Origin of the sequence: Gilliamella sp. B14384G12, from assembly GCF_016101825.1 — a bacterium.
GTDB lineage: Bacteria > Pseudomonadota > Gammaproteobacteria > Enterobacterales > Orbaceae > Gilliamella > Gilliamella apicola_N.
Genome location: NZ_JACFPU010000004.1, coordinates 99379 through 114275, shown reverse-complemented (window position 1 = coordinate 114275; position 14897 = coordinate 99379). Strand labels below are relative to the sequence as shown.

The 14897-nt window shown below is 31.5% G+C and carries 10 protein-coding genes; 7 read left to right on the top strand and 3 right to left on the bottom strand.

What is annotated here, in order from left to right; genetic code table 11:
- Window positions 1–17: 17 nt before the first annotated feature.
- Both rhaS and H3S73_RS06315 read right to left on the bottom strand, forming a co-directional pair.
- Window positions 18–842 carry an HTH-type transcriptional activator RhaS gene (gene rhaS / locus H3S73_RS06320; RefSeq protein WP_198236154.1) on the bottom strand — a complete coding sequence of 275 codons (825 nt, stop codon included), beginning with the start codon at window positions 840–842 and terminating at the stop codon, window positions 18–20.
- 196 nt (window positions 843–1038) lie between these two features.
- On the bottom strand, window positions 1039–1863 hold the full coding sequence (locus H3S73_RS06315) for a helix-turn-helix domain-containing protein (protein WP_198236153.1): 825 nt from the start codon (window positions 1861–1863) through the stop codon (window positions 1039–1041).
- Window positions 1864–2147: 284 nt separating this feature from the next.
- On the opposite strand from H3S73_RS06315, the gene H3S73_RS06310 reads away from it, so the two are divergent.
- Both H3S73_RS06310 and H3S73_RS06305 read left to right on the top strand, forming a co-directional pair.
- Entirely contained in the window at window positions 2148–3716 is a 1569-nt protein-coding gene (locus H3S73_RS06310) for a hypothetical protein (RefSeq protein WP_198236152.1), read from the top strand.
- A gap of 29 nt (window positions 3717–3745) precedes the next feature.
- Window positions 3746–5095, top strand: coding sequence for an MFS transporter (locus tag H3S73_RS06305; protein WP_198236151.1), 1350 nt, complete (start codon window positions 3746–3748; stop codon window positions 5093–5095).
- 415 nt (window positions 5096–5510) lie between these two features.
- Here H3S73_RS06305 and H3S73_RS06300 read toward each other — a convergent pair whose 3' ends face one another.
- Window positions 5511–6941: a sodium:proton antiporter gene (locus H3S73_RS06300; RefSeq protein ID WP_198236150.1), complete on the bottom strand. Its 1431-nt coding sequence runs from the start codon at window positions 6939–6941 to the stop codon at window positions 5511–5513.
- A 970-nt stretch (window positions 6942–7911) separates the two neighbouring features.
- Here H3S73_RS06300 and H3S73_RS06295 point away from each other — a divergent pair.
- From H3S73_RS06295 to H3S73_RS06275, 5 genes are all read left to right on the top strand, one after another.
- Complete coding sequence (locus tag H3S73_RS06295; protein WP_198236149.1) at window positions 7912–8118, top strand: hypothetical protein; 207 nt, start codon at window positions 7912–7914, stop codon at window positions 8116–8118.
- A gap of 18 nt (window positions 8119–8136) precedes the next feature.
- Window positions 8137–11556, top strand: coding sequence for a hypothetical protein (locus tag H3S73_RS06290; RefSeq protein ID WP_198236148.1), 3420 nt, complete (start codon window positions 8137–8139; stop codon window positions 11554–11556).
- A gap of 439 nt (window positions 11557–11995) precedes the next feature.
- Window positions 11996–12868 (top strand): hypothetical protein, encoded by an 873-nt coding sequence (locus tag H3S73_RS06285; RefSeq protein WP_144093557.1) that lies wholly within the window; start codon window positions 11996–11998, stop codon window positions 12866–12868.
- A gap of 593 nt (window positions 12869–13461) precedes the next feature.
- Window positions 13462–14100 (top strand): hypothetical protein, encoded by a 639-nt coding sequence (locus H3S73_RS06280; RefSeq protein WP_198236147.1) that lies wholly within the window; start codon window positions 13462–13464, stop codon window positions 14098–14100.
- 63 nt (window positions 14101–14163) lie between these two features.
- Entirely contained in the window at window positions 14164–14763 is a 600-nt protein-coding gene (locus H3S73_RS06275; protein ID WP_065738417.1) for a hypothetical protein, read from the top strand.
- The last annotated feature ends 134 nt before the right edge of the window (window positions 14764–14897 follow it).

Genomic DNA, 14897 nt, shown 5'->3' with positions numbered 1-14897 from the left:
ACGTCCTTGTATAACCATTAATGATAACGTTTTTCTGGATCATTACGTAATATTTGTGGACCAACTTTAAACTCTTGTTTAAAACATGTTGAAAAGTAGGCGCTATCATTAAATCCACATTCCTGAGCAATTTCGGTAATTGATTTACTAGTATATATTAATTGGCTATAGGCCTCTGCTAAACGTAATTTTATTAAATATTTTTGAGGAGTAATACCTAATTGGTTTTTCATGTGGCGATGAAAAGAGCGCAGTGACAGTGAAAATTGTTGAGTGATCTTATCCCAATCAATAGCTTCTTTAAAATGAATTTGTAGCCAGTGTAATAACTGTTTAACTCGAGTATCTGTCGAACCTGATCCTTGATTCACATACTGATTTTGTTTAAACAACAAAAGTAGCTGAAAAAAAAGGCTTTCCTGAACGGGATTTGGCTGTTCATTAACTTGATTGAGTTGATTCAAAATGGTTTGCACATGTTGGTTACATTTTTTGTCCACAAAATAGTGCGATTGGCTAGAATTTTGGGTAGGTATTAATTCGCCAATGCCATTGATGAAATTGAATTTATCGGGCTGTTTATATAAGATATTTGTTAAATGTAGATTATTAACGTTTTCGTATAAATGGCAATCACTTGCATGAATATAAAACATCATGCCTGGATAAAGGTCAAAAAGCTGACCATTTAAAATATGTTTACCCGAACCCTTTGTAACAATAACAATTTCATTAAAATTATGAGTATGTTCAGGATATACGGGTTGTGGTGCTCGAGGTTCAAGGGTGATGTTTTGCTCACTAGAAACAAAAAAATCCTTATCAAGCAGCTTCTGAATCATAGATGACCTCATCGTTTTACTAATCATTATATCTATATTCTAAGAGTAAAATCTTATCTGACCTTTAATATCTGGACATGGAAAATCTTTTTTTGGCTGTAATTTATAGGTAGTTTGGACTTTTTATCAAATTTGTGCGAAGACTCACACTTTTGACAACCTATTAAACTTACAAGCTGAGCTATTAATTATTCGCTTAATCTACTGAATTTTGCTTACCGATTTTCCTTTCTTCACTTGGTGTAATACCAAATGTTTTTTTATATAGCGTTGTAAAATGAGTACTATTGATAAAACCGCAAAGTAAAGATATTTCAGTAATGGTCATATCACTTTCACGAATTTTTGAGCGTGCAGATAATAATCGTAGTCGTTTGATGTAGTTTTCTGGTGTTAAACCTGTTGCTTGTTTAATATGCCTGAACATTGTTCTAAGCGTTAAATGAAAATGTTGAGCAATAGTATGCCAATCATATTCATCAAAGCAGTTTTCTTGTAAATGATTAAGCAGAAGGTGAAGCTTATAACGTGTGTTATTTTTTTGTGCTTGCCGTTTTGATTGATCAATAATGGTAATTAATTTAAAAAATAAAAATTCACGATACTCTAATGAGTTTTGCAAATCGAACATTTGATCGATAACAGCATTACACTCTTTTCTGAGGCTAGGTGCTAACCAAACATAAGAATTTAAATCACTTGCGGAAATTCGATTCAATAACATTTCTATCTTATTTAAAAACATAAATTTTCGACGAGGATTAATCAAGATATTTGTCAGTTTTAAAGTGCCTAGATCATCATAGAAATGATAATCATGGCAACGTACTAAAAACACATCACCTTGTTGAATAAATAAAGGTTTACCATTAATAACGTGCAGTCCATGGCCTTGCTCTACAATGACCAGCTCATCAAACTCATGGTTATGCTCAAAACTATTACCTTCTGGATCACTTTTATACAGTGCTAATTTATCTAATTCAGAATTAAAATAAGTAATGATTTTTAAATGGTTCATAATGCTTACCTAACTTCTTTTAATTAATTCTAGTTATGCTGAGTGAAAATGCTGAGTTAAAAAAGGTGTAGTCGTAATGATTGTTAAAATTATTTTCACTTTCACTCCTCATACAATAATGTAATTAACTTTCCGTTTAAAATAATAATTCTAAAAATGTGAACTGACACTTAATGATCTTTTTACTACTGCCATTTATACCGCTAATCTGGCAGTGTCAAAGTAGCTGCCTTAAGCACCGCATAGCTATACTCCTAAAAATAGATATTTTAAAGGAGAAGACTATGTCACAAGCGATGCAAAAAAATAATGATCTTGTTATGATTCGAGACACAACGTTTATTTCTAAAGCCGAAAATTTATTACCCACAATTCATCAAACAATCATCAAAGCGCAAGATATCATCACATTAGTCAATGATCCTAAAGCGGTTCATGGATGGTCGGCTAAAGTCATTAGCCCTGCGACAGTTTATTTCAATCAAAGCTTTCAAACTGGCGAAAGTTTTATTATTGATTTTGGACAACATGGTGTTGGCTATTTATCTTTTTTGTGTGATGCGGTAGGCAGTCCTCCCGATGCTCCTGCACATATCAAGTTTACCTTTGCGGAAACTTTGGTTGAACTTGCAGAGCCATTTAGTCAATATCAAGGATGGTTAAGTAAAAGTTGGTTACAAGAACACGACGAATACATTGATGTGCTACCTGCACAAATAACTTTATCCAGACGTTACTGTTTTCGCTATTTGAAAATAGAGGTTGTTTCACTATCGCCTAAATACAATTTGACGTTTAAAGATCTCGAGTTTAAAACGGTAAGTTCAGCGCCTAAATACTGTATTGAGTGTCAAACACAAGATCCTCAACTCGCTAAAATAGATCAAGTATCAGTGCACACATTGCGAAACTGTATGCAAGAGGTGTTTGAAGATGGCCCTAAACGAGATAGACGATTGTGGTTAGGAGACTTACGTCTTCAAGCTTTAGTCAACAATGTTACATTTAAACAACATGACCTTGTTCGCCGTTGCTTATATTTGTTTGCAAGCCATAGGCGAGAAGATGGAATGGTTTCGGCCAATATTTTTGTCAAACCACAAATTATTGCTGATGATACATTCTTATTCGATTATTCGCTGTTTTACATTGATGTCTTATATGACTATTTCATGGCAACAAGTGATCATAATACGGTCAAAGAATTATGGCCTATAGCCTTACAACAGATCGACATCGCGCTAAAACGTTGTGATGAATATGGGCTACTAGTTGATAGTGATGACTGGTGGTCATTTATTGATTGGCATGAAAAACTCAATAAACAAGGTGCTTCACAAGGTGTTTTAATCTATTGTTTAGACAAAGCGATAAAACTATCTCAAACCTTTCAACCAGAAATATCCTCAAATTTACAACAAAAATTGGATTTTCTTAAACACGCTGCCGACCAACTATGGGATGACAAATTAGGATTTTACATAAGTGGAGCGCAACGTCAAGTTAGCTATGCAACGCAAATTTGGATGATTCTTGCTGATGTAGGGGATCGTAACCATCAGCAAAAATTGATGAATAAGTTGCTATTAACTCCTCCTGATATCTGTATGAATACACCTTACTTACGTCATCACTATATTTTAGCCTTATTAAAAGTCGGTATGAAAAAACAGGCGATAGACGAAATTAAAGCCTATTGGGGAAAAATGGTTGAATATGGCGCTGACACTTTTTGGGAACTTTTTGATCCCAATGATCTCAATTATTCACCTTACGGAAACAAAATAATTAACAGTTACTGCCATGCATGGAGCTGTACACCTGCTTGGTTTATTCGTCAACACTCTCTTTAACCAATCAATATTATTAAAGGATCATTAAAATGATGCATTCAATATTTAAACTTTGGCAACAACGAATTGGTTATGGGATTGCTGATTTATCCTGCAACTTAGTATGGCAATTAATTTCGTTGTATCTTATGTATTTTTATACCGATGTAATGGAACTTCCTGCTTACTATGTTGGTATTATGTTTTTAGTTACGCGATTGGTTGATGGTGTCGCTGATGTATTAATGGGACTTATCATTGATAATACATCAACCCGTTGGGGACGTTGTCGCCCATGGTTATTAATCGGCGCAATTCCTTTTGGTATACTATGTGTGTTGGTATTTTATGTGCCCGATTTTGGTACCACAGGTAAACTTATCTATGCATTTGTGACCTACTTGTGTCTGTCATTTATCTACACCATTGTTAATATCCCTTTTAGTGCAATGTTACCGTTTTTAACGGCCGATTCTTTAGAACGTACAACCTTATCCTCAGTAAGAATTTTATTAGGATCGTTAGGATCAACCATTGTTGCAGTGGCAACATTACCTTTAGTTGCAACGCTAGGTAATGGTAATCAAAATCATGGTTTTTTATATACTGCAATCATTTTTGGTGGCATTGCAACTTTCTTTTTAATCGTCAGTTTTAAAAATGTTGAAGAAAAAATCTCAATAACCCAAGATAAAATGACGCTAACACGAGCATGGCAAGGTCTAAGAAATAATACCCCTTGGAAAGTATTTGCTTTCAATATCTTTCTCATGTGGGGAGCATTCTTTTTACAAACGGGCACGTTAGTTTATTTTTTCAATTATTATGTCCAAAGCACTGAATTAACCGCCATTATTGCAGGTATATCAACTTTTGTACCATTGCTTGGAACGCTCACCGTTCCTTTCTTAGCTAATCGTCTTAAAAAACGCCATATTTACCTATTTGCTAGCACCATTAATTTAGTCGGAATGGGGATTATGATGCTATCTGGCATTAATCATCTTGGCTTAATAATTGGTGCGGTGATTTTATCGATTGGAGCAGGTCAACGTTTAGCGATCTATTTTTCAATGCAAGCCGATCCTGTTGATTATGGTGTTTGGAAAACAGGCATTAATACTGCCGGTATCTTAACCTCTATAAACGGTTTTTTAGGTAAGGTTGCGATGGCAGGTGCAGGTGCAATTACAGGCTTTTTGCTCTCTTCTGGTGGTTATATCGCTAATGCAGAACAAGTAACAAGTGCACTTTTTGCCATCAAGCTTTGCTATCTCTATCTACCTGCAATTTTAATCATAGCTTCTATGTTTTGGATTGGTAAATTTTACAAACTTGATGACATTTATGCGTCCATCTGTGCAGAACTTGATGCCAAACGATTAAATGAAAGTGAATAAGAAGATAAGTAAGCGTACTAAAGGGTATTTTGATAATTTAAAAGGAGAGGTCTATGTAGCTAAAAATTGTCGTTGCAGACTGATGTTTATATTTGCTCCCAACACGTGCATCATTTGAATGGTAGACAGAACAAGGTGTTCTTAGGTTAACGGGTGAGAGTGAATTCAATATTGATACTACAAGTAAAAAACATCAACCATCCATTAAAACGACAGTAAAAAAGATTTAGATGTTAAAGATGGCGATCGGTGGAGAGTGAATAGTTGAATCTCAATTAGTTTAGACGGTAAATGTGAGTTAGCCAATCACTCTTATGCCGCTTTTTTAATACAACCACTGGTCGATCTCAGTGGTTAAGTAAATTTAGATAATGCTAGCTTTTATTTGGTTAAAAAGATGATTGGCAAAGTTAATTTAGAACAGCACAAAAAAGATTAAATTATCTATTATAAATACTGGAATCAAAATACCAATTGACCATTTCATATAACCAAAAAAGCTAGGCATAATGATTTTGCTTTGGGTTGCAATACTTTTAACCATAAAGTTAGGAGCATTACCGATATAGCTAAGTGCTCCCATAAAAACAGATCCCATTGAAATTGCAAGTAAAGTTTTTTCAAGTGTGGTCATTAAAAGTTCGGCATCGCCAGAGGCTAAATTAAAAAAGACTAAATAAGTGGGCGCATTATCTAAAAATCCTGACAACAAACCTGAAAGCCAAAAATACATACTATTAATTGGAGTGTTTTGCGAATCACTTACCAAAGCAACAACGGGCGCCAAAGCACCGTCATGACCCTCTCTTAAAATAGCCAGAACAGGAACGATAGTGATAAAAATTCCTAAAAATAGCTTGGCAACCTCAATAATTGGATCCCAATTAAATTCATTTCCTGCTCTTACTTGCTTCGGGGTTATAAGCATCGATGTAATAGTAATTATCACAAAAATGATGTCGCGCACTAAATTTGGCAATGCAATATGAACCTCTAAAAACTCAAAACTAATCGGTGATTGCCAAATACCCGACATAAGTACACCAGCAATAATTGCTACCAATAAAAATATATTCTTAATCCCATAAATTTTAATTGATTTGTTGTGTGATAAGGTCTTGCCCATTACGGGTAATTCACCATATTGCCGACTAAAATATTTGTGATCAATCATATAAAAAATAGCCAATAACAAGCTCGATGTCAGCAAAACAGGCAACAGCATATGTTGAACTGTCCAACCAAAATCGACGCCTTTTAAAAAACCAATAAATAAAGGAGGATCACCCAGCGGTGTAAGACCGCCTCCAATATTGGCGACTAAAAAGATGAAAAAGATAACAATGTGCACGGCATGTTGACGATCACGATTAGCTCTAATTAAAGGTCGAATCATTAGCATGGCTGCACCTGTTGTACCCATTACTGATGCAAGCAGAGTTCCTATTGCCAGCAAACCAACATTTAATTTTGGGGTACTTACTACATCACTTTTAATTAAAATCCCCCCCGAAACTGTAAACAGTGCCAGCAGTAATAAAATAAAAGGGATAAACTCAGCAATAATGGCGTGCGCTGTTAAATTTAACGTTGTTTGCCAGCCAAACGTTACCAATGCAAACAATAAAAATATCAGCGTCCAGCCTAATGTGACTTTACCATAATGATGATGCCAAAGCCGTGGTAAAAACAGCGGCATTAACGCAATTGAAAGTAAAATTCCGACAAAGGGAATACCCCAATAAATTGACAAATCATGACCACTAAAATCTGCAGCATAGATATCAAACGGCATTAATATTAATAAAATAGATGATAGTAATGATAAATTAAAGTGGGTTTTCATATGCTATTACAGGCGTTAAAGCAAAGAATTATAGCCGAAATGTTCAACGTTTACCAATCAAACTATTAATGAAACTTTAGGCAAAAACTGGTTAAACATTGAAATAAAAAGTTAGGAAGATTTGTATGCTAAATTGGATCTTAGGGTAATGATCCCTTAGTGAATGTTTTATCGACAAAATAATGAAAAATACTCTTTCAGCATTTGTAAAAAATATTCAGGAGTCTATACCGTTTCAATTTTTTATATGAATTTAATATTTAAAAACGGATCAAACTAATACAAGGCTTAACCTTTTTACTAATATCCTTTGAGCTTATCTCTTATAAACTGTGTTTTTAATAACGAAATGGTATAGACTCCTGAATATTTTTTACAGAATAAATTGTAACATTCTAATATAATTATATTTTTATGTTCATTTAAATCTAATCATTCAAAATTATCTAAATTCTATTCATTATCTTAGTAATACTTTTAAAAAGTATTTTTTACCATTGTGCTGTCAGTTACTTTGTCAAAAAGTTTCAGGTTATGGGTATGTTTGAGTAAAATGAAATTTCTAGATATAAACTTTAATAAAATTCAGTGAAAAATTATTCAATAAAAATTCTGCAAAATCTATTGGTCTTTTTTGATTATGTTTAAGTAACAAATTTTTAAGTACTTTTTGTTAATTGATTACTGATATCAGTAAGTTAACTATCTTATTAGAAATATAAAAATATTTTAAAAAAAGATTGCAAATCACATAAAACAAGGTATTTTTGTAACCAATTTTAGATTAATTTTTAATGTGAATTAATTCCATTTCTTTATTGATAATTATAAATAATTAAATAAGCAATTTATTGACAAAATAAAACTATCTAATAATTCATAACAATAACAATAACAATAACAATAACAATAACAATAACAATAACAATAATGTATTTTTAATAAGCATGAAGTACTCATAGAGGATAACATGAACAAAGGATTAACTAAACTGATGAATCAGTTGAGCGGTGGTTTAAATCATGACCCGGTTAATGGTGTAAATCAAATAGCCCTTCATAAAGATGAAACTCGTTATCATTTTATAGTGTCACCAAAATCAAATCACAATAATAAAGAAGGTGCACGATTATCAAAAAAGAATACCTCATTTAGCTCTACAAATTTTTCAGGATAATCTATAAAGGAATAATAAATGTCCATAAAAAAAACAACGAAATTCATTTTTCCGGTTGGTGATGAAGAATTAAACCAAGATACCTACTATAGGACATTATCCGAAGCTAATAACGGTTTTTACCCATTTGGAGAAAATGGTTTATGGCATGGTGGAATACATCTCGATGAAAAAGTACTGAACAAACTTGGCAATGATGAACAATTACATTGCATGGCTAATGGTGAAGTCATAGCTTATCGTATCAATGATGTCTACCCTAAAATAACCTATCCAGACGAAAATGTACCTACTGCACTACGAGGCTCTCTAAAAAATGTTGCTTATTTTTCGACTGGTTTTACATTAGTAAGACACCTATTACAAATGCCAAAAACAACGGATGCAGAAGCTGAGCAACCGGCAATAACCTTATACAGTTTGTATATGCATCAGCTTGATTGGTATGGTTATCAGGAAAAAATGAAAGATGAAAAAACAAACGTACAATATCCTCACTATTGGCAACTTGGTTCAGGAAAAGCTGACGAGAATAAGACGGATACTGTTTTCGGCAGCGTAATTAGAGCAAATGGCAGTGGAACCGAAGTGGTTGGCTTATTGTTAAAAGGAAGTAAGATTTGTTTAAGTGAAAAACACGCAACTAAAGCCGGTTGGTTTAAAATTGTTTCGATATCAGAAGGGACATTGGTGACCTCAACCGAATTTAAACAGCAATTAGATACTATTACTGGTTATGTTTGGCATAGCGATGTATCACCCGAACCAACAGGAAAAAAAGCCGATACCAATCAAAATTATGAAGTTGTAAAAGAAGACAATAACACTGTAGATTCTCCAGAAGTGAACGTAAAGGGCATAGCCGTATACGAAACTGCTGATGATAAACAAAAATTGACTTATTTACCACTAACGGCAACATTTGAATTAGATGGGCAAGAAAACGGATACGCTAAAATTAGTAAAATTAATGATTGTGACGTTCCAAACCTATTAGTAAAAGAAAATGGCAGTACAGACGCACCACATAAAGGTTATGTCAAGGTAACCTCACTGACTTCATTAACGTTTAAACCTGAAAAATTCAATGACATTGTGGTATTAAAATCGCCGATTGCGATTTCAAGTGGTGATTTTATTGGTTATATCGGACATAATCAACAGCAAACAGACCATTTTAATGAGCCTGCACAAGCATCTATATCCACAATAAAACGACCATCAGATACAAAATTACCGCCTTTGTTACATGTTGAATTATTTACCTGTGAGGATTTATCAGCATTTATTACCAAAACCCGCGCTTTAGCCGATAATTTACCCGAGAGTGAAAAAAAACTAATTCTGATTGCAAAAGGTGCAAGATTGATACAAGCATCAAAAACGGATGGAAACTTAACTTCAGGATTAGGGATAAAGTTTACCAGTGATAAAGATAGTTATTACGTTAAAATTAACCTGGAATATACTTTAAATTCAAAGGAATACTATGCTGATAACAATCTGGCTGCACAATCTAAAGTTGATAAAAAAATTGAAGAAAATGATAACGACTTATCGAATAAGACTTTAGAAATCACTTTAACAGCCGACAATAAAGAACAGTTAGAAAATAGATATAATAAAACTTATCCGCAGTTAACCAAGTCTGATATTCCGGATAAGGTTGAACTTGTTGAAGTTGATCACAATAGTTCATCTGTCAAAATACGTTTTTGTGTGAATACTAAACATTATTGGATAGCGTCAAAAGATGTCTCTCACTTATTTGGACAAGATGGGACACTCAATACCGTAATACCTTATTGGAATAATTTTCCGCTATCATTTGATAATTTACCTCCTGCAACTAAAGATAACACGGTACATTTTCCACGGACAGTATCATTAGATTCATTAAGTAATGAGAATTTAATCACTATAGAAGACGAAAGCACGGATTCAATTTGGGTAAAAGTCACCGCAGGAAATGAAGAGCGTTGGTCAATAACAGGTTGGGTAAACATCAAAAAAGATGCTCAAGAGCACGTTAAACGAATCAGTCCCTGGCATTGGCAAGGATTTGAGACAGTAATCGAAAAAGCTTCTGTAGGAGAATTTTATACTAAAATAAACGATAACCGAGCAGGAACATTAGATATTAAAGAATACACTGATTCAATGAAAGCTATGCATAAAATCTTAATTGAATCACTGTTATATTCTGTTCAGCGAAAAAAAGGACTGCCACCTTTTACTGTTGAATTTCTGAAAGATGGCCTACGCAATAGTTGGATAGCCGAAATGATAGGTCACTTAATAATAAAATATGAAAGTGAATGGTATGCAGACGAAGCGCTAACCAAATGGAACGAAATAGATAATTTATTTGAGAAACAAACACAGAAACAGAAAAAATTAATTGAAAAATGGTTAGATGACAATAATATAACGATGCCTTTTAAGCGAAACTCAGCGTTAAACAGTGTCGATGAAGCACACGAGGAAACCAAAATACATTGGCAACTGGAAAAAGAGCAACGCATTAAACCATCCCTTTGGTGGCAAGAAGTGGCACAAAACCAACAACAAGCCCAACCAACAAACGACCAAACACCCGCACTAAGCAACCTTTCTGCTGATGGTAAAGCATGGTTTATTCATCCAGTGTCAATAATGGGTAGATTTATAAGTCCAGGTATAGTGACATATCATATTTACCACGATGGAAAAATTGAAAAACATATACCACTGGAAATATCGAAAGGCTACGAGCAAAAATATAAGTATGTTTATCATGATGAAAAGAATAATGAACATGAAATATGTATTTGTGATTGGCATACTACTAAGGAAAAAGCAAATGGTGTAGTAATAAGTGCGCCGAATAGGAAAGATCCAAATATTATTGAATATAAAGAAAATTTAAAGGAAGGAGATACCCAAAAAAGAGTTAAATTTAAAAATGGAGATATTGCAGAATATGGTAAACATAGTGATCTAGGCATGATTTGGCGACGATATAAAGCATTAAATAAAAATATCGAAATAGTTAGGATGCCAGATAAAATTAATTATACTAAAGACGATGTAATAATTAGTTATGTCTTTAGCAATACAAAAAGGCGCTATACAGGACCAGATCCTTTAGCTGGTTTTATTGGTGCTTTAGCTGAAACAGGTTTGCAGTTAACAACTACTGGTAGTTGTTTTGCTGAAGGGTCCTGTTTTCCTAGTTCTGAACATGTAAATGGAAAAAGTATTGATACTCTTTATTTAAATGATAACGATGAACAAAAATTTATTAATGCCATGCATAAATTTAATTTTAATGAACAAATAACAGGTAACAATAAGAAAAAATTTGATAATGCAAAACAAGATTTAAAAAAGGATCTTCATAATACTCATCTACATTCAGAATTTAAACCAGGTTCTATAAAGGAAATAATATTATGAAAAAATTTCAATTATATACTAATTATCCTATTAGTTATAATACTCACTGATTGCAACATGAAACAGTCGAGCCACAGACTAATAATAAAGAAATTTTAATAACCAATTCATATTCTGGAGAAAAATTAATAACAAGTAAAAATTGTGTATTATCCGTGAATAGAATTTGTAAAAAATAATGGCAATATATAACTTACTTCCAAGCAAGTAAGTCGGATTTGCAAGAATGAAAATGATTAAATAACTTAAATATCAAAGAGAAAAGTTGCAATTTATTTAAACGCAACTTATTCAAAATAAGAAAAGGATAAAAGGTTAAAAAATGAAATACTCACATTATCTAGTACCACTTTGTTTACTATTTAGCTCCTACTGTTATAGTCAGCACTATCAAATAGAAGACAAATATCGTGGCGACCCATTGTTTAGAAAAATCGATATGAATAAATTAGATAAAGATTGTACTTATCCTGAAAATTATAGACAATTGAGCGAATCAGAACAAGAAAAAATAGATAAACTTTGCCCTATTAGAAAATTTAATCTCAAATTTGATTTAAAAAAGTTATATAAATTGATTTATAAAGAACCGGTAATTATCTATAACGGACAAAATTTTCAACTGACATTAAGTATGTCAGAAAATTATAATATCGAATCTGATGGTACTATTTATGAAGGTGATATATTCCTATCAATAGTTAAAGATAATATTGTAAAAGATAGGATTTATTTGGCTAATAATTATATTAATCTTTCTGATTTTGCAGCTGCTTACCAGCATTATTTTATAACCTCAGAGGGAGAGATAAATACATTATATTTGATAGAGGTAGAAGAAGGTATTTCTCCAATGTTTTGGAAACACTATAAAATTGATAATCAAAAAATGAAATTTGTACTTCAAGATATGTTGGTCAATGTTAAAAATGGGGTACGATATCAAATCGTTTATCCAAATCAATTCAATGTTATTTCGAATAAATCAGTCACAAAAATTGATTCACAAGAACTTAAATCATGTGAAGATGAATATGATAAAGAAGAATATTATAGTTGCTATGTAGATGTTTATAAACATTACCATAATAGATTAAAACAAAAAATTAACTTATTGAATAAAAATAACAATACAATAAAAAAATCTTATTTAAAATTACAGAAAAAAATGGCTTCAAGTTGTTTAGAATTACCACCTCCAGTTTCTGGTAATAGAGGAGAGACAGATCCTTATTTATCTAAAGTTATGTTTTGTTTAATTCAAAATTATAAACAAGAAATAACCAATATTGAAAAACAACTCGCTCATTAGCGAGGAAGTTGGATTTGGAAGAATAAAATAATAAAAAAGTTAAATGATTACAGAGAAAAAGTTGTGATTTTAAACGCAGCTTTTTCAAAAATAAGGAAATAATTAAGGTTAACAGATGAAATATTCACATTATCTAGTACCACTTTGTTTACTATTCAGTACCTACAATCAATTCTATTTGTAGTTTTAATCATTATCTGGTAGTGAATAAAAAGTATAACTATAAATGATATATAATAATTTTAACAGTGTAAGCATAAAATATGATTAAGATTAAGCGGTTTGGTATTTATTATTACATTGATAAAAATAGGGAAATACATAATTGATAAAAAAGTAAATTTTATGATTTTTATGACCAAACAAAATATTTACTTTTTTAGAAAAAGACAGATTATTATCAGTTAAAGGATTAAATCAACAATTAAATTTGTTAGGTCACTCAATATTAAGTGATAAAAAATGTTAGGTTTGAGTTATACCTTAAAAGGAAAAAAATACTTTTTAAACCATATTCCAAAAGAAACTACAAATCACGATCATCATTTACATGTTGAATATTATGATATGAAGAAAGTTAAGGAAATCAAAGAATGAAACCATTAATTTATCCCATTATTTTTTTCTTAGCTATGTTAGGAAATGTTAATATTGCAATTGCAGATACTTTTAAAAATGAACTCAAGCATTATAAAAAAATAGATCTACCTTACACTTCCAATGACATAACTAAATATTATTGGGAAGATGAAGCAGGAGGATTACATATATCACCAAACTCCAAAATGCCATTCAGATTTTCGGCTAAAGAGTTCTCTTATAAACCAAGCTTAGTTAGAATTCCATTAAAATATTCTTTTTATTTTCCTGCTGTTTATTTTAATTATAAAAATATTACTTATAAAGGTATTATCTTTATGACACATATCGATAATGATGAACCAATATTTTATTTTCAATTAAATAGTTATGATAAAAAAGGTAATTTTATTGATGCAATTATGTTAGATGAAAGATATTCAGCTGAGGGAGAGGTATTAAGATGGAGTGATTTTAAAATACTTACTGATGGACAAATAATAGTCAATCAAATGGAGCAAATGCTTATTGATGATGATATGGAGTTTAAGAATGGAGATATTCATTTTCTCACAAAGAATATATATCAAATGAGTTCAACTGGTATTTTTAAAAAGGTCAAAGAAACTATTATCTATGACCGATATAATTAAAACGTAAGAATATAATAATTAACTATTAATAAAGAGTTAATCAAGATTTTAGGGAAATATGCAATGAAAATATCTTATTCTTCAGGCTTGTTATTATTAATATATACATCATTTTGTTATAGTGACACCTATATTATTGATGAAAAATATACAGGTGCACCATTTGTGAAAGATGGTGATATGTCCGGATGTGGTTTTAATTATGATTATTGGCAAGATTTAACAAATGAAGAACGAAAATTGGAGGCAGAGCGTTGCTCTTTAAACACCACTAAATTTAATTTTAATAAACTCTATGATTTAATCGATAAAAAAACGGTCATCTATCGTGATGGCGATTTTGAGCTTATTATGGACAGAAAGCATCAAGAATCTGATAAAAAAGATAAAATAATTTATGATTATGATAATCCAATTCATGACATAGTTTATGAAATAGATTTATCTTTAGTTTACAAAAAGGAAATTAAAAGTAGGATAAGTTTAGCAAGCTATTCTTATAATTCTGATCGTGCTTTTTACCTAAATAGTCAATACTACTATTTTGATGCTAGCGGAGATATCTACATAATTTCATTCAAAGAATACAGTGAAAATATTAAAGATATAAATCATATTCATTATAAAATAGATAAAGATAATTTAAAGTTTATTAAGTTATGATGATTAAAAATCAAATCAAAAACTCAAAATTTATTGTTATTAGGATATATGATTTTATAGGATGAAAAAGATCAAAGCATAAAAGACTTAATTTATCCAATTATTTGCTTGGTTGTGTTAGAGAGTATTAACAA

Bases quoted from the DNA above. Each gene is read 5' to 3' on its own strand.
- H3S73_RS06280 (WP_198236147.1), top strand. From the start codon at position 13,462: ATGAAACCATTAATTTATCCCATTATTTTTTTCTTAGCTATGTTAGGA.
- rhaS (WP_198236154.1), bottom strand. From the start codon at position 842: ATGATTCAGAAGCTGCTTGATAAGGATTTTTTTGTTTCTAGTGAGCAA.
- H3S73_RS06295 (WP_198236149.1), top strand. From the start codon at position 7,912: ATGAACAAAGGATTAACTAAACTGATGAATCAGTTGAGCGGTGGTTTA.
- H3S73_RS06290 (WP_198236148.1), top strand. From the start codon at position 8,137: ATGTCCATAAAAAAAACAACGAAATTCATTTTTCCGGTTGGTGATGAA.
- H3S73_RS06310 (WP_198236152.1), top strand. From the start codon at position 2,148: ATGTCACAAGCGATGCAAAAAAATAATGATCTTGTTATGATTCGAGAC.
- H3S73_RS06285 (WP_144093557.1), top strand. From the start codon at position 11,996: ATGAATAAATTAGATAAAGATTGTACTTATCCTGAAAATTATAGACAA.
- H3S73_RS06305 (WP_198236151.1), top strand. From the start codon at position 3,746: ATGATGCATTCAATATTTAAACTTTGGCAACAACGAATTGGTTATGGG.
- H3S73_RS06275 (WP_065738417.1), top strand. From the start codon at position 14,164: ATGAAAATATCTTATTCTTCAGGCTTGTTATTATTAATATATACATCA.
- H3S73_RS06315 (WP_198236153.1), bottom strand. From the start codon at position 1,863: ATGAACCATTTAAAAATCATTACTTATTTTAATTCTGAATTAGATAAA.
- H3S73_RS06300 (WP_198236150.1), bottom strand. From the start codon at position 6,941: ATGAAAACCCACTTTAATTTATCATTACTATCATCTATTTTATTAATA.